This is a genomic window from Brachybacterium huguangmaarense, assembly GCF_025725725.1.
Lineage (GTDB): Bacteria > Actinomycetota > Actinomycetes > Actinomycetales > Dermabacteraceae > Brachybacterium > Brachybacterium huguangmaarense.
Window position 1 is genome coordinate 1,358,239 of record NZ_CP107020.1, and the last position, 18,999, is coordinate 1,377,237.

Annotated in this window: 19 protein-coding genes; 12 read left to right on the forward strand and 7 right to left on the reverse strand. The window is 72.8% G+C overall.

The genetic code is table 11. The annotated features are described in order from the left end of the window. Window positions 1-41 precede the first annotated feature (41 nt). From BRM3_RS05955 to BRM3_RS05970, 4 genes are read left to right on the forward strand one after another with little or no spacing between them, the layout of a single operon-like run. Complete coding sequence (locus BRM3_RS05955; RefSeq protein ID WP_263595163.1) at window positions 42-353, forward strand: WhiB family transcriptional regulator; 312 nt, start codon at window positions 42-44, stop codon at window positions 351-353. Between the two features lie 19 nt (window positions 354-372). After that, window positions 373-543 (forward strand): DUF4177 domain-containing protein, encoded by a 171-nt coding sequence (locus BRM3_RS05960; RefSeq protein WP_263595164.1) that lies wholly within the window; start codon window positions 373-375, stop codon window positions 541-543. Then, complete coding sequence (locus BRM3_RS05965) at window positions 540-1,028, forward strand: RidA family protein (RefSeq protein ID WP_263595165.1); 489 nt, start codon at window positions 540-542, stop codon at window positions 1,026-1,028. The genes BRM3_RS05960 and BRM3_RS05965 overlap by 4 nt, the downstream gene beginning before the upstream one ends. Beyond that, the gene (locus BRM3_RS05970) at window positions 1,025-1,846 is read left to right on the forward strand and encodes an MBL fold metallo-hydrolase (protein ID WP_263595166.1); all 822 of its coding nucleotides are present in this window, start codon (window positions 1,025-1,027) and stop codon (window positions 1,844-1,846) included. The genes BRM3_RS05965 and BRM3_RS05970 overlap by 4 nt, the downstream gene beginning before the upstream one ends. Before the next feature lie 68 nt (window positions 1,847-1,914). On the opposite strand, the gene BRM3_RS05975 is transcribed toward BRM3_RS05970, so the two are convergent. Then, window positions 1,915-2,592 (reverse strand): Crp/Fnr family transcriptional regulator, encoded by a 678-nt coding sequence (locus BRM3_RS05975; protein ID WP_318152443.1) that lies wholly within the window; start codon window positions 2,590-2,592, stop codon window positions 1,915-1,917. A gap of 142 nt (window positions 2,593-2,734) precedes the next feature. Here BRM3_RS05975 and BRM3_RS05980 point away from each other — a divergent pair, with 142 nt between their 5' ends. The 4 genes from BRM3_RS05980 (at window position 2,735) to BRM3_RS05995 (ending at window position 5,495) form a co-directional block, all read left to right on the forward strand. After that, window positions 2,735-3,430, forward strand: a complete 696-nt coding sequence (locus BRM3_RS05980; RefSeq protein WP_263595167.1) for an endonuclease III domain-containing protein — start codon at window positions 2,735-2,737, stop codon at window positions 3,428-3,430. Next, window positions 3,427-4,107, forward strand: coding sequence for an NUDIX hydrolase (locus BRM3_RS05985; RefSeq protein WP_263595168.1), 681 nt, complete (start codon window positions 3,427-3,429; stop codon window positions 4,105-4,107). The genes BRM3_RS05980 and BRM3_RS05985 overlap by 4 nt, the downstream gene beginning before the upstream one ends. Window positions 4,108-4,300: 193 nt before the next feature. Continuing rightward, a complete protein-coding gene (locus tag BRM3_RS05990) occupies window positions 4,301-4,684 on the forward strand; it encodes a cold-shock protein (RefSeq protein ID WP_263595169.1) in 384 nt (127 codons plus the stop codon). A gap of 4 nt (window positions 4,685-4,688) precedes the next feature. Next, on the forward strand, window positions 4,689-5,495 hold the full coding sequence (locus BRM3_RS05995) for a DUF3027 domain-containing protein (protein ID WP_263595170.1): 807 nt from the start codon (window positions 4,689-4,691) through the stop codon (window positions 5,493-5,495). Between the two features lie 15 nt (window positions 5,496-5,510). On the opposite strand, the gene BRM3_RS06000 is transcribed toward BRM3_RS05995, so the two are convergent. The 3 genes from BRM3_RS06000 to BRM3_RS06010 are packed head-to-tail and all read right to left on the reverse strand — an operon-like array spanning window position 5,511 to window position 8,448. Beyond that, on the reverse strand, window positions 5,511-6,656 hold the full coding sequence (locus tag BRM3_RS06000; RefSeq protein ID WP_263595171.1) for a DNA polymerase III subunit delta': 1,146 nt from the start codon (window positions 6,654-6,656) through the stop codon (window positions 5,511-5,513). Then, a complete protein-coding gene (gene tmk, locus BRM3_RS06005) occupies window positions 6,653-7,345 on the reverse strand; it encodes a dTMP kinase (protein ID WP_263595172.1) in 693 nt (230 codons plus the stop codon). The genes BRM3_RS06000 and tmk overlap by 4 nt, the downstream gene beginning before the upstream one ends. Beyond that, window positions 7,342-8,448 (reverse strand): Gfo/Idh/MocA family protein, encoded by a 1,107-nt coding sequence (locus BRM3_RS06010; protein WP_263595173.1) that lies wholly within the window; start codon window positions 8,446-8,448, stop codon window positions 7,342-7,344. The genes tmk and BRM3_RS06010 overlap by 4 nt, the downstream gene beginning before the upstream one ends. Before the next feature lie 232 nt (window positions 8,449-8,680). On the opposite strand from BRM3_RS06010, the gene BRM3_RS06015 reads away from it, so the two are divergent. The 4 genes from BRM3_RS06015 (at window position 8,681) to BRM3_RS06030 (ending at window position 13,408) form a co-directional block, all read left to right on the forward strand. Next, window positions 8,681-10,003: an ABC transporter substrate-binding protein gene (locus tag BRM3_RS06015; protein WP_263595174.1), complete on the forward strand. Its 1,323-nt coding sequence runs from the start codon at window positions 8,681-8,683 to the stop codon at window positions 10,001-10,003. A 181-nt stretch (window positions 10,004-10,184) separates the two neighbouring features. Further along, a complete protein-coding gene (locus BRM3_RS06020; protein ID WP_263595175.1) occupies window positions 10,185-11,507 on the forward strand; it encodes an ABC transporter substrate-binding protein in 1,323 nt (440 codons plus the stop codon). Between the two features lie 3 nt (window positions 11,508-11,510). After that, window positions 11,511-12,488, forward strand: a complete 978-nt coding sequence (locus BRM3_RS06025; RefSeq protein ID WP_263595176.1) for a carbohydrate ABC transporter permease — start codon at window positions 11,511-11,513, stop codon at window positions 12,486-12,488. Continuing rightward, complete coding sequence (locus tag BRM3_RS06030; protein ID WP_263595177.1) at window positions 12,485-13,408, forward strand: carbohydrate ABC transporter permease; 924 nt, start codon at window positions 12,485-12,487, stop codon at window positions 13,406-13,408. The genes BRM3_RS06025 and BRM3_RS06030 overlap by 4 nt, the downstream gene beginning before the upstream one ends. Window positions 13,409-13,522: 114 nt before the next feature. Here the strand turns inward: BRM3_RS06030 and topA are convergent, their stop codons facing one another. The 3 genes from topA to BRM3_RS06045 form a co-directional block, all read right to left on the reverse strand. Next, window positions 13,523-16,222, reverse strand: a complete 2,700-nt coding sequence (topA, locus tag BRM3_RS06035; protein ID WP_263595178.1) for a type I DNA topoisomerase — start codon at window positions 16,220-16,222, stop codon at window positions 13,523-13,525. A 100-nt stretch (window positions 16,223-16,322) separates the two neighbouring features. After that, entirely contained in the window at window positions 16,323-17,297 is a 975-nt protein-coding gene (locus BRM3_RS06040; RefSeq protein WP_263595179.1) for a phosphatase PAP2 family protein, read from the reverse strand. Continuing rightward, window positions 17,294-18,925 carry a DUF7059 domain-containing protein gene (locus BRM3_RS06045; RefSeq protein WP_263595180.1) on the reverse strand — a complete coding sequence of 544 codons (1,632 nt, stop codon included), beginning with the start codon at window positions 18,923-18,925 and terminating at the stop codon, window positions 17,294-17,296. Before BRM3_RS06045 ends, BRM3_RS06040 begins: the two co-directional genes overlap by 4 nt. Between the last annotated feature and the right edge of the window lie 74 nt (window positions 18,926-18,999).

The window sequence follows — 18,999 nt, forward strand, 5'->3', positions numbered from 1 at the left end:
GGGTCAACGACGATTCGGGAGGTACGTTCGTGACGATCAGCATGACCACGGAGAGATCGGACAGCAGCTGGGCCGCCCAGGGCCAGTGCCGGGACCTGGACCCGGACGGGTTCTTCGTCCAGGGAGCAGACCAGCGTCAGGTCAAGACCCTGTGCGCGGCATGTCCCGTGCGCATCGAGTGTCTGGCCGACGCGCTCGACAACCGCATCGAGTTCGGGGTGTGGGGAGGCATGACCGAGCGCGAGCGCCGTCGCGTGCTCCGCGAGCATCCCCATGTGCAGGACTGGTACGCCCTGCTCGACCGGGCCCGCACCCGCACCCAGGGGGCGGCCGGGGAGACCGTGCCCCGTTAGCCCCGGCTAGAGTCGGGCCATGACTGCAATGACCCGTTGGGAATACCTGACCGTCCCCCTGCTCATCCACGCGACCAAGCAGATCCTCGACAACTACGGGAGCGAGGGCTGGGAGCTCGTCCAGGTCGTGCCGGGGCCCAACCCGGACTCGCTCGTGGCCTACCTCAAGCGCCCTCTCTCGGCGGCATGAGCGTGTCCGCGGTGATCGAGCGGCTCGAGGCCGCCGGCTACGCCCTGCCGTCCGTCGCGGCCCCCGTGGCCAGCTACGTGCCCGCCGTCGTCTCGGGCTCGACCGTGTGGACCTCGGGTCAGCTGCCGATGGTCGACGGCTCCCTCGCCGCGACCGGCAAGGTCGGGGCCGAGATCGACCCCGAGCAGGCGCGCGAGCTCGCCCGTGTCTGCTGCCTCAACGCTCTCGCCGCGATCGCCGACCGGATCGGCGACCTCGACCGCGTGGTGCGGGTGGTCAAGGTGACCGGCTACGTCGCCTCCGACCCCGCCTTCACCGGGCAGCCCGCCGTCGTCAACGGGGCCAGCGACCTGCTCGGCCTCGCGTTCGGCGACGCCGGGGTGCACGCCCGCAGCGCGGTCGGCGTGGCCGTGCTGCCGCTCGACGCCCCGGTCGAGGTCGATCTCGTGGTCGAGGTCGCCGCCGAGGAGACCGCCCTCTCGTGAACGAGGAGGGCCTGCGCGACGAGCGGGCGCCGCTGCCCGAGATCACGCGCGTGCGCGCGCCGAACCCCGGGCCGCTCACCCTGGACGGGACCAACACCTACGTCGTGCGCGACGGGGACCAGGCCTGGGTGATCGATCCCGGGCCGCGGGACGCCGGCCATCTCGCCGCCGTCGAGGAGGCGGCGGGTCTCGCGCGCGGGGTGCGCCCCGCCGGCGTGCTCGTCACGCATCGTCACGACGACCACATCGAGGCGGCCGGCACGCTGCGGCGCCGGCTCGAGAACCGCGGCGGCACCCAGGTGCCGCTGTGGGCGGCCGACCCGGCCGCGGTGCCGGGGTCGCGCATCCCGCCCGGCCGGCTCGACGGCGACCGCGGCACGCTCGGCCACGTCATCCATCTGCCGGGTCACACGGCCGACTCGATCGCGCTGCTCGTCGTCGGGGGACGTCTGCTCGTGGGCGACACCCTGCTGGGCGGCTCGTCGACCGTGATCGTGCCTCCCGACGGCTCGCTCGGCGACTTCCTGCAGTCCCTGCGCGTGCTGCGGGCCCTGTGCATGGACGGCCGGATCTCGGAGATCCTGCCCGGGCACGGCGAGGCGTTCAGCTCGCCCCCCGCGGCGCTCGCCGCGATCGAGCAGGCGATCGAGCACCGCCTCGCCCGCGTCGAGCAGGTGCGGGCGGCACGCGCGCGGGGTGCGCTGACGATGCCCCGCCTGCTGCGCGAGGTGTACGGCCCGGATCTGGCGCCCGAGCTGCGCGAGGGCGCCGAGTGGAACCTGCGTGCCGCGATCGAGCACCTCTCCGGCCCCGAGTAGGTCGCGGGAGCCCCGCACGACGCACGAGGCCCGTCAGCGATGACGGGCCTCGTGCAGGCGGAGCGGGGTCAGCGGGCGCGGCGGCTCAGGCGCTCGATGTCCTGGAGCAGCACCGCACGTGCCTCGAGGCGGATCCAGCCGCGCGAGGCGAAGTCGGCCAGGGCCTTGTTGACCGTCTCGCGGGACGCGCCCACGAGCTGCGCGAGCTCCTCCTGGGTGAGGCCGTGGGCGACCATCACACCGTCGTCCGTCTGGCGGCCGAAGCGCTGGGCCAGGTCCAGCAGGTTCTTGGCGACGCGGCCGGGCACGTCGGCGAACACGAGGTCCGCGAGCGACTCGTTGGTCTTGCGCAGGCGCCGGGCGAGGCTCGCCAGCAGGTGACGGGCCACCTCGGGACGCTGCGCGAGGACGCGGTAGAGGTCCTGCTGCGACAGCGAGTAGAGCGACGTCTCGGCCACGGCGGTCGCGGTCGCGTTGCGCGGCGCCGGGTCGAACAGCGAGAGCTCGCCGAGGGTCTCGCCCGGGCCGAGCACCGCGAGCAGGTTCTCGCGGCCGTCGCCCGAGGCGTGGCCCACCTTGACCTTGCCCGTCGCGATGATGAAGAGGCGGTCGCCCTGATCGCCCTCGCGGAAGATGACCGCGCCGCGGTGGAAATCCTCCTGGGTCATCGACGCGAGCACGGCCTGCTTGCCGTCGTCGTCGAGAGCGGCGAACAAGGGTGACGAACGTACGATGTTCTCGTCCACGGATCCTCCTGGAGCTGGGTGTCCCATCTGGTCGGGACGCAGTGTTCGCCTCCATTGTGACTGATGATCCGCGATGATGCGTGGGTCCGGTCACATGGACGCGTCGCGGGGACGCACACCCCGCGGGAAGGAGACAGCGCTGGTGGGACCCTCACGGCAGCGCCGCGCCCCGAGCCGGGAGGCCTCCGCCCGGACGCCCGCGCCCGTGCGCACGGTCGCCGACCGCCTCGCCGAGGCCTACCCCGACGCGCGCACCGCGCTCGTCCACCACGACGCCTTCGAGCTGCTCGTCGCGACCGTCCTGTCCGCACAGACCACCGACGTGCGCGTCAACCAGGTGACGCCCGAGCTGTTCGGCCGCTGGCCCGACGCGCCGGCTCTCGCGGCCGCCGACGTCGGTGCGGTCGAGGACGTGCTGCGCCCCGTCGGGATGGCGCCCACCAAGTCCCGGCGCGTCGTCGCCCTGGCCCGTGCCCTCCTCGACGACCACGACGGTGAGGTGCCCGAGGAGCAGGAGGCCCTCGAGGCGCTCCCCGGCGTCGGGCGCAAGACCGCCCTGGTGGTGCGCGGCGTCTGGTACGGCGCCGACGCCCTCGCGGTCGACACCCACGTCGCACGGCTCGCCCGCCGTCTCGGCTGGACCTCGAGCACCGACCCCGCTCGCGTCGAGCGCGACGTCGTCGAGGGCGTGCAGCACGCCGGCGCCCCCGCGATCGCGCTGACCACCCTCTCGCTGCGCCTCATCGAGCACGGCCGCGCGATCTGCCATGCGCGCCGGCCCGCCTGCGGGCAGTGCATGCTCGCCGGCGTGTGCCCCTCGGCCGGAGCGGCCGCATGAACGGCGCGGAGCCGACGATCCCGGAGTTCCTGCGCACGGTGGCGCTGCGCACCGCACGAGGCGACGACGAGCTCGCGCGGCCGCTGCGCCGCGCGCCCGAGCGCTGGAACCCGCGCCGCAGCGCCGTCCTGCTGCTCGTCGCGGGCGAGGACCTGGCCGAGGCGTCGCTGCTGCTCGAGGAGCGGTCCCACGTGATGCGGTCCCAGCCGGGCCAGTTCGCGCTGCCCGGCGGGAGGGCCGAGCCCGAGGACCCCGACGACGTCGCGACCGCGCTGCGCGAGGCGCGCGAGGAGACGGGGCTGGACCCCGACGCCGTGCGCGTGCTCGGCTCCTTCGCGCCGATCGCCATGCCGTGGCGCAACTACACCGTGCGGCCCGTCGTGGGCTGGGTGCCCGAGGCGCCCGCGCTGCGGGCCGTCGACCCCGCGGAGGTCGAGCGGGTGCTGTGGGCACCCGTGAGCGGGCCCGGCTCGCTCACGGCACCGGCGGTGCGACGCATCGGCCTGATCGACGGCACCGAGACCGGGCCCGCCTTCGACCTGCCCGGCGAGGCCTTCGTATGGGGGTTCACCGCGATGATGGTCGAGGCGCTGCTCGAGGCGATGGGAGCGCCCGTGCCCGCGGGCGCGCCGCCCCGGGTCGAGGTGCCCGAGCTGCGCCGCCGTGCCGGGCTGTGAGCCCTCGGCGAACAGCTCGTCCCGCGCGGCCCCGCCTGTAGACTGAGGACCACGGCGCGGCCGGGCTCGCCCTCGACTGCAGACCCCGCGCCCCTTCAGCATCCAGTACGCGCGAGCATCGCGCACCGGCACCCGCGCCCCGGGTGCCACGACAGCAGGCCGCGCCCCTCCGGGCGCAGAGACGGGGATCGACGTGCCACGTGGCAAGGTGAAGTTCTACGACGCCGACAAGGGATTCGGCTTCCTCACGGACGAGGACGGCGGCAGCGTGTACGTGCACGCCTCGACGCTGCCCGACGGCGTGACGACCCTGCGCCCGGGCGCCAAGGTCGACTTCGACGTGGCCGACGGGCGCCGTGGCCCCCAGGCCCTCTCCCTCCAGCTCGTGGACCCCGCGCCGTCGGTGCTGCGCGCGCGTCGCAAGAAGCCCGAGGACATGGCCGTGCTCGTGGAGGACCTGATCCGCCTCCTCGACTCCGCCTCCAACGGACTGCGCCGGGGCCGCTACCCCGACCGCGGGCACGCCGAGAAGATCGCGACCGTGCTGCGCGCCGTCGCCGACGATTTCGAGGCCTGAGCCGATGCCCCGCACCGCAGCCCGCCTCGACGCCGTGAGCGCCAACGCGATCGACCTCGCCCGTGAGGCCGTCGAGTCCGTGACCGAGCCCGGCCAGGTCGGCGTGCACGTGCGCGTCGAGGCCAGCGGCGAGCGTCTCGTGACCCATGTCTTCGAGTGCACGATGCCCGGGTACCGCGGCTGGTCGTGGGTCGTGGTGCTCGCCCGTGCTCCGCGCGCCAAGGCGCCCACCGTCTCCGAGACCGCCCTCCTGCCCGGCGAGGACGCCCTGCTGGCCCCGGCCTGGGAGCCGTGGGAGGAGCGGCTGCGGCCCTCCGACGTCGGCGCCGACGACCTCCTGCCCTACCGGGACGACGATCCCCGTCTCGAGCAGGGCTACGAGCAGACCGACGACGCCGAGGCCGACCGGGTCGCCCTGTGGGAGCTCGGCCTGGGGCGCCCGCGCGTCCTCGCGCCCGAGGGCCGCGAGGACGCCGCCGAGCGCTGGGTCGCCGGCGATTTCGGGCCCCGCGAGCTGAGCGGTCGCCATCGCAAGGGCACCGTCGCGGCGCACTGCTCGACGTGCGGCTTCCTCTCGCTCCTGTCGGGCTCGCTGCGCCAGGAGTTCGGCGTGTGCACCAACGAGTGGTCGCCCGCCGACGGTCGCGTGGTCTCCCTCGAGTACGGCTGCGGCTCGCACTCCGAGACCGGCCAGGAGGAGGCCCCTCGAGAGAACCCCGCCGACCGCATCGTGATCGACGAGCTCCGCGTCGACTTCGAGCACGCCGAGGAGCCCGCCGTCGCGGGCGCCGAGGCGGGCGCGCGCGACTGAGTGTCGCGCCGGCGCTCAGCGTCGGCTGACGGCGACCTGCGCCAGGAGCGCCTCGAGCGCGAGCAGCGGGGGCACGTTCCCGGCGATCCGCGCGCGAGCGGTGCCCACGGCGTCGAGCAGGCGCAGGGAGTCGCCCGCCTCCGAGGTCGCCGCCGCCTCCTCGAGGGCGTCGTGCACCCCGGGGTTGACGAGCGCGGAGCCGCTGTCGAGCTGGAGGGTCAGGACGTCCCGCAGCACCGAGTGGGCGTCGAGCAGGTAGCGATCGAGCACATCGCGCACGAGCCGGGTCTGGCGGCGCTTGGCGTCCTCCTCGAGCTGGCGGTACTGGGCCCGCAGAGCGGGCGGCACCTTCTCGTCCTCGATGCCGGCCGAGCGCAGGAACCGCTCGCGCTCGGCCGCGCTCACCTCGTCCGCGTGCTCCTTGGCCTCCGACGTGGCCTGGTCCACGAGCGCCTGCGCCGCGAGCACGGCGGCTCCCGCCCCGCGCAGGGACAGCAGGGTCCGGGCGGCCCGCTCGCGCCCCTCGAGCGCACCGGGCTGGGTCGCGTAGCGCAGCGCGAGGCCGATGTGCCCCTGCGCGGCGCGGGCGCTGCGCCCGGCCACCTCCGGATCGACGCCGTCGCGCCGCACGAGCAGCTCGGCGACCGTCTCGGCGGGCGGGATCGTGAGGGTGACGACGTGGCAGCGCGAGCGGATCGTCGGCGCGAGGTCCTCGGCCGAGGGCGCGCACAGCATCCACACGGTCAGCGGCGGCGGCTCCTCGATCGACTTCAGGAGCACGTTGAAGGTGCCCGCGCTCATCCGATCCGCGTCCTCGACGATGATCACGCGGTGACGGCCCGTCGCGGGGGAGCGCTGCGCGGTGAGCACGAGGGAGCGCACCTCGTCCTTGGAGATCGACAGCTTGTCGGTCGCGACCACCGTGACGTCGGGATGCGTGCCGGCGAGCACGGTGACGCACGCGCGGCAGCGGCCGCAGCCGACGGGAGGGTCGTTCTCGCATTCGAGGGTGGCGGCGAAGGCGCGCGCGGCCGTCGAGCGTCCCGAGCCGGGCGGCCCCGTGATCAGCCAGGCCTGGGCGAGCGTGCCCTCCGGCGAGGCGGCACGGCGGAACCGTGCCACGGCCGCCTCCTGGCCCACGACCTCGTCCCACACGCTCATCGGGGCTCCGGGCCGCTCGCGGCGAGGGCGTCGAGGTCGGCGGCGAGGGCGGCGACCACGTCGGCGTGCACGTCCTCGCGCGAGCGCGAGCCGTCGATCACGCGCCAGCGGCCGGGATCGGCCGCGGCCATCGCCAGGAACTGCTCGCGGACGGCGGCGTGGAACACCTCGCCCTCGCGTTCGAGGCGGTCGAGGGAGCCGGCCTCGCGGCGCCGCGAGATGGTCTCCGGCGGGATGTCGAGCAGGAGCGTGCGATGGGGGAGCAGCCCGCCCGTGGCCCACAGCGACAGCGCCGCGACCTGCTCCGGGTCGAGCGCTCGCCCGACGCCCTGGTAGGCGACCGAGGAGTCGAGGTAGCGGTCGGACAGGACGACGCCGCCCGCCTCGAGGTGGGGGCGCACGAGGGTCGCGACGTGGTGCGCGCGGTCGGCCGCGTACAGGAGCGCCTCCGCGCGCGGGTCGACGTGGTCGCCGTGCAGGATCAGCTCGCGCAGCTGCGCGCCCAGAGCGGTGCCGCCGGGCTCGCGCGTGGTCAGGACCTGGTCGGGGGCCAGCCCGCGCGACCCCAGCAGATGCTCGCGCAGAAGGCGCAGCTGGGTCGACTTGCCCGCGCTGTCGCCGCCCTCGACCGTCACGAACAGGCCCCGCGGCGAGGGGCCGGGGGCGGGGACGCGCAGCTCGGCGCTCACCGCGCTCCCAGCCACTGCCCGGGCGCGGACTCCCCTGGGTAGACCGTGCCGAGCGCCTCGCGCACGGCGTCCATCGTGCCGAGCACGGAGAGCGTGTCGTCCCACGTCATGCGCGGCGACTCGAACAGCCCGGCGTGCAGGCACCGTGCGAACTCCGCGGCCTCGAACGACATGCCGAGCGACGTGTCGCCCGGATGGGTGAAGGACGCGGTACGCCCGTCGTCGAGGTCGACGGTGAGCGTGCCGGGGGCGTAGAAGGGCCCCGTGAGGCGAGCGCGCCCGGCGGAGCCGGCCACCCAGGCCTCGGTGGGCGTGCGTGCGAGCAGCGTCGCGTCGAGCATCGCCAGGCCGCCCCGTGCGCCGCGCGCCAGCAGGCTCGACTGGGCGTCGACGCCCGTGGCCGTGAGGGAGCCGCGCACGGCGAGCTCCGAGAGGTCGCCCAGCAGCGCCTGCGCGAACGAGATCGGGTAGACGCCGAGATCGAGCAGGGCCCCGCCGCCCAGCTCGGGGGCGAACAGGCGATGGGACGGGTCGAACGCGAAGTGCTGGCCGTGGTCCGCGGCGAGGGACGCGACCTCGCCGAGCAGCCCCGACGCGACGACCTGGCCGAGCACGTCCATCTGGGGCAGGAAGCGGGTCCACATCGCCTCCATCGCGAGCACGCCCTGCTCGCGGGCGAGCGCGAAGAGGTCCTCCGCCTGGGGGCGGTCGAGGGTGAACGCCTTCTCCACGAGCACCGGGAGGCCGGCCTCGAGCGCCGTGCGCGCGTAGTCGTGATGCTGGGCGTGGGGCGAGGCCACGTAGACCGCGTCGATGCCTCCGGCCTCGAGCATGGCCGTGACGTCGTCGAACGCGCGCGGCGGGGCGCCCTCGTCGGGCACGTGCTCGCTCGCGAAGGCCTCCGCCCGGTCGAGGGAGCGCGAGCAGACGGCGGCGATCTGCGAGGCGGTGCCCCGGTGGACCGCGCGCGCGAAGGAGCCGGCGATCCCCCCGGGCGAGATGATGCCCCAGCGGATCGCGGGCGCCGACCTGGGGGCGGGCACCGTGCTCGCGGGGAGGGTCAGCGGATCGGGGGTCGCGGAGGGCTCGGCAGCATCGGGCATGCGCACCAATCTAGCGTCGGGCCCCGACGTTCGAGAGCGCCGCGACGACCGGGGGCGGCGAGGCGTGCCGACGGTGACCGTGGGGTAGGTCACAACTGTGTTGCAATTCCGCGAGACCCGCACGTTCTCCCTGGCCAGCGCGATCCGTCCCCGCTACTTTTAACCTCGCGGGCCGGGAGCGGACCCGTCCAGGGGCTGCACCGCCCGCTGATGCGAACAAAGGAGTTTCGACATGGCGACACATCGTCGCGGCCTGAGCCGCCGCACCGTCCTCGGCGCGAGCGCGGGGGCCGCCGCGGCCCTCGGTCTCGCCGCGTGCGGCGGGGGCTCGGACGACGCGGGAGGCTCGGACAGCGGCGGCGCCGCCGCCGACTTCTCCGAGCGCGGCCCGATCACCCTGGCCAAGGGCAAGGACACGACGGGCAAGCTGCAGGAGTTCCTCGACGCCTGGAACACGGACCACCCCGACGAGAAGGTCACGCTCGTCGAGCTGCCCGAGAGCTCGGACGAGCAGCGCAGCAACCTGCTCAACAACGCCCAGGCGAAGTCCGACGCCTACACCGTGCTGGGCCTCGACGTGGTGTGGACCGCCGAGTTCGCGGCCAACCAGTGGGTCGTCGAGCTGCCGAAGGACAAGTTCCCGCTCGACACGCTCATCCCCTCCACCGTGGAGACGGCCACCTACTTCGACAAGCTCTACGGCGTGCCCTTCATGACCAACGCCCAGCTGCTGTTCAGCCGCAAGGATCTGCTCGAGGCCGCGGGCTACACCGAGGCGCCCAAGACCTTCGACGAGATGTACCAGATCATCGAGAAGGTCAAGGGGGCCAACCCCGATCAGCTCGGCTACGGCGGCCAGTTCTCCAAGTACGAGGGTCTGACGTGTGCGGTCACCGGGATCGTCAAGTCGGCCGGCGGCGAGCTCTTCGACGACCAGGGCAAGCCGCATGCCGACTCAAAGCAGGCCATCGCCGGTCTGCAGACCCTCAGGAACGGCTTCGACCAGGACTACATCCCCCAGGAGGCCCTCACCTACAAGGAGGAGGAGTCCCGCCAGGCGTTCCAGGACGGGCGTCTTGTGTTCCTCACCAACTGGCCCTACGTCTTCGAGAAGTTCCAGGCGGACGACGGCTCCTCGCAGGTCAAGGACAAGGTGCTGGTCTCCCTCGTCCCCGCCGTCACCGGGGACGGGGTCTCCACCCTGGGCGGCCTGAACTTCGGCATCAGCGCGTTCGCGAAGAACAAGGGGACCGCGGTCGACTTCATCGCCTACATGGTGGCCGAGGAGCGCCAAAAGGAGTGGGCGATCGCGACGGCCCAGCCGACGGCCGCCGAGAGCGTGTACGAGGACGCCGACGTCATCGCGCAGTTCCCCTTCTTCCCGCAGCTCAAGGACGCGATCGACAAGGGCGTGTCCCGTCCGCAGGTGGTCAAGTACGGCGATGTGACCCAGGCGATTCAGGAGAACGCCTACAGCTGCATCTCCGGCTCGACCGAGGCCAAGGCCGCCATGACCGACCTGCAGAAGACGCTCACGGAGGTCGCCGGGAAGTGATCCTCTCGGGGGCGATCGCTCCCGATAGCCGTGTCCCAGGTCACAACTGCGTTGCAATGTCCGCGTGCGGACTTCTGCCGTGTGACCTGGGTCATCGACGTCATATATTGGCCTGCGCGGGCTCCGGGCGAGTCCGCGCAGGGGGTGCAGCACCCGCTGGTGCGAACAAAGGAGTTTCGACATGACGACACGTCGTCGCGGCCTCAGCCGCCGCACTGTCCTCGGCGCCGGTGCAGGCGCCGCCGCCGCCCTCGGTCTCGCCGCGTGCGGCGGGGGCTCGGACGACTCGGGAGGCTCGGACAGCGGCGGCGCCGCCGCCGACTTCTCCGAGCGCGGCCCGATCACCTTCGCCACCGGCAAGGACACCTCGGGCATCCTCAAGGACTTCCTCGACCGCTGGAACAAGGACCACAGCGACGAGGCCGTGACGCTGGTCGAGCTCCCGGAGAGCGCCGACGACCAGCGCAGCCAGTTCATCAACAACGCGCAGGCGAAGTCCGACGCCTACTCGGTCCTGGGCCTCGACGTGGTGTGGACCGCCGAGTTCGCGGCCAACCAGTGGGTCGTCGAGCTGCCGAAGGACAAGCTGCCCGTCGACGCCGCGATCCCCGCGACCGTGGCCACCGGCACCTACTTCGACAAGCTCTACGCGATGCCGTTCGCCACCAACGCCCAGCTGCTGTTCAGCCGCAAGGACGTGCTCGAGGCGGCGGGCTACACCGAGGCGCCCAAGACCTTCGAGGAGATGTACCAGATCCTCGAGAAGGTCAAGGGCACCAATCCCGATCTGCTCGGCTTCGGCTCGCAGTACTCCAAGTACGAGGGCCTGACCTGCCAGATCACGGACGTCGTCAAGTCCGCCGGCGGCGAGCTCTTCGACGACCAGGGCCAGCCCCAGGCCGACTCGTCCGAGGCGGTCCTGGGCCTGCAGACGATCCGCGACGGCTTCGACAAGGGCTACATCCCCAAGGAGGCGCTCACCTACAAGGAGGAGGAGTCCCGTCAGGCGTTCCAGGACGGCCGGCTGGCCTTCCTGCAGAACTGGCCCTACGTCTACGACAAGTTCCAGGCCGACGACGGCTCCTCGCAGGTCAAGGACAAGGTCCTCGTCTCCCTCGTGCCCGCCGTCAAGGGCGACGGCACGTCGACCGTGGGCGGTCTGAACTACGCCGTCAGCGCGTTCGCCAAGAACAAGGGCACGGCCCTCGACTTCATCGCCTTCATGGCCGCCGAGGAGCAGCAGAAGGCGTGGATGCTCCAGACGGGCAATCCCACCGCCTCGCAGGCGATGTACACCGACGCCGAGATCAAGGAGAAGTACCCCTACCTCGATCAGCTCAAGGACGCGATCGACAAGGGCGTGCCGCGGCCGCAGGTGGTCAAGTACGGCGAGGTCACCCAGGCGATCCAGGAGGCGGCGTACGGCTGCATCTCGGGGGAGACGGAGGCCAAGGCCGCGATGACCGATCTGCAGAAGCAGCTCGCGGACCTCACGAAGAAGTGACCGATGGCTGAGACGCACCGGCGCGCCGTCACGGGCGGGCAGGGGAGGATGGCCTACCTCCTCCTGCTGCCCACCCTGGTCCTGCTCGCGATCGTGGTCGGGTTCCCGCTCGTCCTCTCGGCGTGGCAGTCGCTCACCCAGTCCGGCGGCGACATCGATCCGACCACCGGCATCCTGCAGCGCGGCGACACGTTCGTCGGGCTGGAGAACTACGCGACCGCGTTCACGTCGGCAGGCGCCGGCGCGGGCTTCTGGAACGCGTTCTGGAACACGACGCTGTTCACGGTCGTGGGCGTCACGATCGAGACCGTGCTGGGCGTCGCGATGGCCCTCATCATGGCGCGCGCCATGCGCGCCACGGGCATCGTGCGCGCCTCGATCCTCGTGCCGTGGGCAATCCCCACGGTCGTGTCGGCCCTCATGTGGCAGCTCATCTTCGACGCCAACGGCATCGCCAACCGCCTGCTGGGCCACCAGATCCTGTGGACCACGGAGGGCTGGCAGGCCAAGGCGGCCGTGCTCATCGCCGACATCTGGAAGACCGCGCCGTACATCGGGCTGCTGACCCTCGCGGGCCTGCAGACGATCGACGACCAGGTCTACGAGGCCGCGAAGATGGACGGCGCCAACCGCTGGCAGACGTTCTGGCGGGTGACGCTGCCGCTCGTGCGGCCCGTGCTCGTGGTCGCGGTGCTGTTCCGCATGCTCGACGCGATGCGCATGTTCGACCTGCCGTACGTGCTGCTGGGGCGTCTGAGCTCCGGGCAGACGCTGTCGATGCTCGCCTCGGACGCGGCCGGCAAGACCGACTACGGCATGGCGTCGGCCTATTCGATGATCCTGTTCGCGTACATCTGTCTGGTGGCGTTCGTCTTCGTCCGCGTGCTCGGCGCCGACGTGATCGGTGAGCAGACACCACGCAGGAAGAGCCGACGCGCCGCACGACGGATGCGCAGCACGGCGGAAGGGAGCATGGCATGACCGCGACGGCGAGCAGCACGAAGAAGGAGGGCGTCCGCTCGAGCTCGGGCGAGCTCCTGACGCCCAAGAAGATCAAGGGCGGCCGCACCGGTGCGATCCTGATCGGCATCGGGATGGCCTTCATCCTGGTGTACTGCCTGGCGCCGTTCTACTGGATGCTCGTCTCGGCGCTGAGGCTGCCGAGCGAGGGCCGGTCGACCGAGCTCATCCCGAGCCCGATCAGCTTCGAGAACTTCGTCGCGGTGTTCGACCCGGACAACCACTTCGCGCGGGCGCTCGTCAACTCGCTCATCGTGGCGGGCGGGACCACCGTGCTCGTGCTGCTGCTGGGCACGTTCGGCGCCTACGCCCTCGCGCGGCTGGACTTCCGCGGCAAGGTGCTCGTCATGTTCCTGATCGTGGCGACATCGATGTTCCCCGTGATCACCCTCGTCGTGCCGCTCCTGAAGCTGTTCAGCGGCGGGTTCGAGTGGTGGCCCTTCAACTGGATCAACTCCTACCAGGCGATGATCCTGCCGACGATGTCGTTCGCGCTGCCGCTCGCGGTGTGGAACCTCAACGCGTTCTTCCGGCAGCTGCCGGTCGAGCTCGAGCAGGCGGCCATGGTCGACGGGACCACCCGCTTCGGGGCGTTCTGGCGGATCATCCTGCCGCTCGCGGCACCGGGCGTGTTCACGACGGCGATCATCACCTTCATCGCGGCGTGGAACGAGTTCCTCATCGCGCTGACGATGGTCAACCAGCCGGAGATGCAGACCGCGAACGTCGCGATCTCGAAGTTCACGGGCTCCTCGCAGTTCGACACCCCGTACGGCACGAAGATGGCCGCCGGCCTGATCGTGACGGTGCCGCTCATCGTGATGGTGCTGATCTTCCAGCGCCGGATCATCGGCGGCCTCGCAGCCGGTTCGGTGAAGTAGCCGCTTCCGCGCACAGCAACCCCACGCCCGACGGGCGGGAGACGAGGAGGGCCGCGGCGGATGCCGCGGCCCTCCTCGCGTGTCAGGGCCTCGTCGCGGTCGGGCCCGTGCCGGTCAGGACTTCTTGCGGGTCGAGGTCGCCTTCTTGGCGGGCGCGCGCTTGGCGGTGCTGCGCTTGGGCGCCGGCCCCTTGGCGCGCTTCTCGGCGAGGCGCTCGACGGCGATCTCGTGCGTCAGGGAGTCCAGGACGTCGTCCTTGCGCAGCGTCACGTTCGTCGTGCCGTCGGTGATGTAGGCGCCGAAACGCCCGTCCTTGACCACGATCGGCTTCTCGCTCGTGGGGTCGGTGCCGAGCTCCTTGAGCGGGGGCTTGGCGGCGGCCCGCCCGCGCTGCTTGGGCTGGGCGTAGATCGCCTGCGCCTCGGGCAGCGTGATCGTGAACAGCTGCTCCTCGGACTCGAGCGACCGCGAGTCCGTGCCCTTCTTGAGGTACGGGCCGTAGCGGCCGTTCTGGGCGGTGATCTCGGTGCCGTCCTCCTCGGTGCCGACCACGCGCGGCAGCGAGAGCAGCTTGAGGGCGTCCTCGAGAGTCACGGTCGCCAGCTCCATGGACTTCAGCAGCGAGCCCGTGCGCGGCTTGGGCCGCTTGGACTTCGGGGTCTTGTCCTCCGGGTCCTCGGGGAGGACCTCGGTGACGTACGGCCCGTAGCGGCCGTCCTTGGCGATGATCTCGTGGCCCGAGGCGGGGTCGGTGCCGAGCACGCGGCCGTCGTCCTTCTGCCGCTCGAGCAGCTCGGTGGCCGCGGCGACCGTCAGCTCGTCCGGGGCGATGTCGTCGGGCACCGAGGCGCGGACCGGGTCGGCCCCCTCGATCGGCGTGCCGTCCTCGTCCCGCGCGGCGCGCTCGACGAAGGCGCCGTAACGGCCCACGCGCAGTGTGATGCCCTCGCCGATCGGGATCGAGTTGATCTCGCGCGCGTCGATGTCGCCGAGGTTCTCGACGGTGTGGTGCAGCCCGATGTGGGCGACCTCGCCGCTGCCGTCGCCGTTGTAGAAGGTGTCGAGGTAGTCGCGCCCCTCGAGCTCGCCGCGCGCGATGCGGTCGAGGTCGCCCTCCATCTGGGCCGTGAAGTCGTAGTCGATGAACGTCCCGAAGTGCTCCTCGAGCAGGCGCACGACGGCGAACGCGATCCACGAGGGGACGAGCGCGCTGCCGCGCCGCAGCACGTAGCCGCGGTCCTGGATCGTCGAGATGGTCGAGGCGTACGTCGAGGGGCGGCCGATCCCGCGCTCCTCGAGGGCGCGCACGAGCGAGGCCTCGGTGTAGCGGGGCGGCGGGGTGGTCTCGTGGCCGTCGGCCTCGAGCGCGCGGACCTCGAGCGTCTGGCCTTCGCGCATCTGCGGGAGGCGCTTGTCGGCGTCGTCGTCGCCGTAGCGGGAGGCGTCGCGCCCCTCCTCGTACGCGGCCAGGAACCCGCGGAACGTGATCACGGTTCCCGAGGCCGAGAACATCGCCTCACGGCCGCCGCCCGCGACGGTCAGCTGCGCCGTCGTGGTCTCGCCCTTGGCGTCGGCCATCTGCGAGGCGATCGTGCGCTTCCAGATCAGCTCGTAGAGACGGAACTGCTCGCCCTGGAGCTCCCCGGCGAGCTGGGCCGGGGTGCGGAAGGTGGATCCGGCGGGGCGGATCGCCTCGTGGGCCTCCTGCGCGTTCGCGCTCTTGGAGGCGTAGACGCGGGGCTTGTCGGGCACGTAGGAGGCGCCGTACAGCTCGGTGGCCTGGCTGCGGGAGGCGCGGATCGCCTCCTGGGACAGCGCGACCGAGTCGGTGCGCATGTAGGTGATGTAGCCGTTCTCGTACAGGCCCTGGGCGACCCGCATCGTCTCGCGCGCCCCGAGGCGCAGCTTGCGGGAGGCCTCCTGCTGGAGGGAGGAGGTCGTGAACGGCGCGGCGGGGCGTCGCGTGTAGGGCTTGGACTCGACCGAGGTGACGGTCGCGTCGGCTCCGGCGAGGGCCTCGACGAGCTCGCGCGAGGACTGCTCGGTGAGCACCGTGACGCTCGCCGTCTTCAGGGTGCCGTCGTCGGCGAAGTCACGGCCGGTCGCGACGCGGGAGCCGTCGACCGTGCGGATGCCGGCGGTGAAGGCGGGCGCCTCCTCCTCGGAGCGCGAGGCGAAGGTGCCGGTCACGTCCCAGTACGACGAGGCCACGAAGGCCATGCGCTCGCGCTCGCGATCGACCACGAGCCGAGTCGCGACGGACTGCACGCGCCCGGCGCTCGTGCCCTGGCGGACCTTGCGCCACAGCACGGGGGAGACCTCGTAGCCGACCAGACGGTCGAGCACGCGGCGGGTCTCCTGGGCGTCGACCAGGTCGGTGTCGATGTCGCGGGTCTGGGTCAGGGCGTTCTGGATCGCCTCGCGCGTGATCTCGTGGAAGACCATGCGGTGCACGGGGAGGGACTTCTTGGGCTTGAGCGTCTCCATGAGATGCCAGGCGATCGCCTCGCCCTCGCGGTCCTCATCGGTCGCGAGGTAGAGGGTGTCGGCGTCCTTGAGCAGCCGCTTGAGCTCGGCGACCTTCTTCTTCTTGTCCGGGTCGACCACGTAGTAGGGCTCGAAGCCGTGCTCGACGTCGACGGCGAAGCGGCCGAAGGGGCCCTTCTTCATGTCCGCGGGGAGGTCCTTGGGCTGGGGGAGGTCGCGGATGTGACCGACCGACGCCTCCACGACGAAGTCGTCCCCGAGGTACCGGCCGATGGTCCGGGCCTTCGCGGGGGACTCGACGATCACGAGGTGGCGGCCATCAGCCACGGGCTCACTTCCTTCCGACGGGCGCCCGCGCCGTCCAGGGCGCGGGATCGATCCAGCCAACCCGGCAGCACGCAGGGGCGTGTCCGGGGCTCACGGGGCATCACCGTACACGTATCGGATCACCGCGGCGCGGGACCGCCCGGCGCGGGACGGCGGGCACGTGGAGCGCGAGGGTCCCGCCGACGAGGGCGGACGACGCGCCCGCCAGCAGCAGCATGCTCGCGCGGTAGGCGCGGGCCTGGGCGGCGCCGTCCGTGAGGTCGAGCGGGGTGGGCACGCCCGCGAGCAGCACGGCGCCGAGGGCGAGCCCTGCCACGGCCGCGAGGCCGAGCACGACGATCGCGGCGCGCGCGCCGCGATGGACCGGCAGCACCGGACGGGCGGGCCTCTCGCCCGCCGCGGGGCCCTCGGCGCCGGCACGGTCGTCGTCGCGGCCGGCGCCGTCGCGGGCGGTCCGGACGATGGCCATCGCGGCGTCCACGGCGAGCACGAGGAACGTCCAGGCGCCCACCACGAGGAGCGCGCCGAGCACGTCGCTCGGGCGGTGCCAGCCGCCCGCGACGGTGCCGATCCCCGCCATCGCGGTCCACGCGGCCCCCACGAGCGCGACCACGCTGCGCACCTGACGCGGACTGGCGAGCGTCACCGCGACCGCGACCGCGCCCGCCGTGGTCGTGTGCCCGGAGGGGAAGGAGTTGGGCGTCAGGTCGATGTCCGCGGCGAGCGCCGAGCGGGTCACGACGAGGTGCTTGAGGACCTCGGTGGTCGCGATCGCGCCCGCGACCAGCACGATCAGGTGCAGCGCCATCGAGGTGCGGCGCTGGACGAGGGCGACGACCGCCGCGACGACGAGGGCGACGACGACCACGGGCACGGTCACGGTGTTCAGCGCGGGGAAGACGATGCGCGTCAGGGCCGAGGTGTCGTGCCGCGCCGCCGTCAGGATGAGCTGGTCGAGCCGCTGGCCGCGCGCGGTGCCGACCGCCGCGGCGGCGAGCAGGGCGGTGCCCGTCGCGCACACGGCGCACGCGAGCAGTGCGAGCACCATGCGCAGGACCAGGGCGCCGCGGGTCATCGCGCACCCTCCCGGTGCTCGAGGTCGAGCATGCCGGTGCGCACGAGCTCGCGCAGCTCCGGCAGCAGGCGGCCGCGCGCCTCGGCGACGTCGGCATCGGTCAACGCGCACACGGCGCCGAGGATCTGGTCGACGGTGAGCTCGCCGTCGCTCGCCCCGACGGTCGCCGCGAGCAGCTGGTCCGCCGTCACGGTGCGCCCGAAGCCGGCGCCCTGGACCAGCTCGATCAGCAGCGGGTCCCAGGCGCCGGGCGTGAGGTGACGGCGCTCGACGACGTCGTCGGCCCGCACGGGGAAGGCGGCGCCGAGCGCGTCGTCGTCGAGCGCCGCGAGCTGCGCGAGGCGGTCGAGCCCCTGGGCCAGATGGGCGCCGAGACTCCCGGTCCCGGTGGTCAGGACCTCCTCGAACAGGCGCGCGGGCGGCCGCCCGGGGGAGGCCGGGCGGCGGGCGAGCAGATAGCCGAAGCCGATCGCGTCGACCGCGCGGGAGGCGAAGTCGTCGAGCCATGCGGAGACCATGGGGGCCCAGCGGGCATCGCGCTCGGTGATGCCGCCGTCGCGTGCCCAGGTCTCGGCGTACTGCGCGGGGTCCTCGCGCTCGCGCTGGATCACCCACGCGTCGAGACCGGTGCGGTCGAGCCAGGCGGCGGGATGCGTCTGCCACGGCTCCGGCGCGGAGATCTCCCAGTTGGCGAGCATGACGGCGGTGCCGCCGGGCCTCAGGTGCCCCTCGAGGCCCTCCACGACGTGGGCGAGCAGGGTGTCCCCGCGTTGGCCGCCGTCGCGGTAGGTCCACTCCGCGACGGTGCCGTCGCGCGGGGTGATGACGAACGGCGGGTTGGAGACGACGAGGTCGAAGCGCTCGGTCCCGACGGGGTCGAACAGGGAGCCCGCCCGCAGGTCGAGCTCGACGCCGTTGAGCGCGGCGTTGAACGCCGCGAAGGCGAGGGCGCGCTCGGACAGGTCGGTCGCGACGACGGTCTGCGCGTGGCGGGAGGCGTGCAGGGCCTGGATGCCGCAGCCGCAGCCGAGGTCCAGGACACGCTCGACCCGGCGTCGCGGCGTGAGGCGGGCGAGCGTGAGGGAGGCGCCGCCCACGCCGAGCACGTGGTCGGTGCCGAGCGGGCGCCCGGTCGCGAGCTCCGAGAGGTCCGAGGCGATCCACCAGGTGATCGCGCCCTGGTCGTCCTCGGCCGCGTACGGGGCGAGGTCCACGAGGGCGCGCCACGTGGGCGCGGCCGAGGCGCCCGGCTCCTGCCCGGTCTCGGCGGGGCCGAGCAGCCCGAGCTCGACCGCGCCGTCGAGACCGAGACGCGGCAGGGCCGGCTCGAGCTGCGCGGCCGTCGCCGTCCGGCCGAGCGTGAAGACGGAGAACAGGAGGCCGGCCGCCTCGTCGGTGTCCGCGAGCACGCGCAGGGCCGGCAGGGCGTGCTCGCGCCGGAGCGCCGCGGCGGCCCCCGCGCCCAGCAGCTGCTCGATGCGCGCGCTCGTGTAGTCGGCGGCCTCGAGATCGGCGCGCAGGGCCGCGACCGGTCCCGGCGTCGCCCGCGGCGCGGGCGACGAGGGGGAGCGGTCCTGCAGGGGGGCCTGCGCCGTGAGCGAAGCGGCGCTCGGGGCGGTGTCGGGCATGCCTACGATTGTGCCCCAGCGCTCTGCGCCCTTCCTCGGGTGACGGCCAGGGTGTGAGCAACGCGGTGCCGGGG

Bases quoted from the DNA above. Each gene is read 5' to 3' on its own strand.
- BRM3_RS05955 (WP_263595163.1), top strand. From the start codon at position 42: ATGACCACGGAGAGATCGGACAGCAGCTGGGCCGCCCAGGGCCAGTGC.
- BRM3_RS05960 (WP_263595164.1), top strand. From the start codon at position 373: ATGACTGCAATGACCCGTTGGGAATACCTGACCGTCCCCCTGCTCATC.
- BRM3_RS05965 (WP_263595165.1), top strand. From the start codon at position 540: ATGAGCGTGTCCGCGGTGATCGAGCGGCTCGAGGCCGCCGGCTACGCC.
- BRM3_RS05985 (WP_263595168.1), top strand. From the start codon at position 3,427: ATGAACGGCGCGGAGCCGACGATCCCGGAGTTCCTGCGCACGGTGGCG.
- BRM3_RS05995 (WP_263595170.1), top strand. From the start codon at position 4,689: ATGCCCCGCACCGCAGCCCGCCTCGACGCCGTGAGCGCCAACGCGATC.
- BRM3_RS06000 (WP_263595171.1), bottom strand. From the start codon at position 6,656: ATGAGCGTGTGGGACGAGGTCGTGGGCCAGGAGGCGGCCGTGGCACGG.
- BRM3_RS06010 (WP_263595173.1), bottom strand. From the start codon at position 8,448: ATGCCCGATGCTGCCGAGCCCTCCGCGACCCCCGATCCGCTGACCCTC.
- BRM3_RS06015 (WP_263595174.1), top strand. From the start codon at position 8,681: ATGGCGACACATCGTCGCGGCCTGAGCCGCCGCACCGTCCTCGGCGCG.
- BRM3_RS06020 (WP_263595175.1), top strand. From the start codon at position 10,185: ATGACGACACGTCGTCGCGGCCTCAGCCGCCGCACTGTCCTCGGCGCC.
- BRM3_RS06025 (WP_263595176.1), top strand. From the start codon at position 11,511: ATGGCTGAGACGCACCGGCGCGCCGTCACGGGCGGGCAGGGGAGGATG.
- BRM3_RS06030 (WP_263595177.1), top strand. From the start codon at position 12,485: ATGACCGCGACGGCGAGCAGCACGAAGAAGGAGGGCGTCCGCTCGAGC.
- BRM3_RS06040 (WP_263595179.1), bottom strand. From the start codon at position 17,297: ATGACCCGCGGCGCCCTGGTCCTGCGCATGGTGCTCGCACTGCTCGCG.
- BRM3_RS06045 (WP_263595180.1), bottom strand. From the start codon at position 18,925: ATGCCCGACACCGCCCCGAGCGCCGCTTCGCTCACGGCGCAGGCCCCC.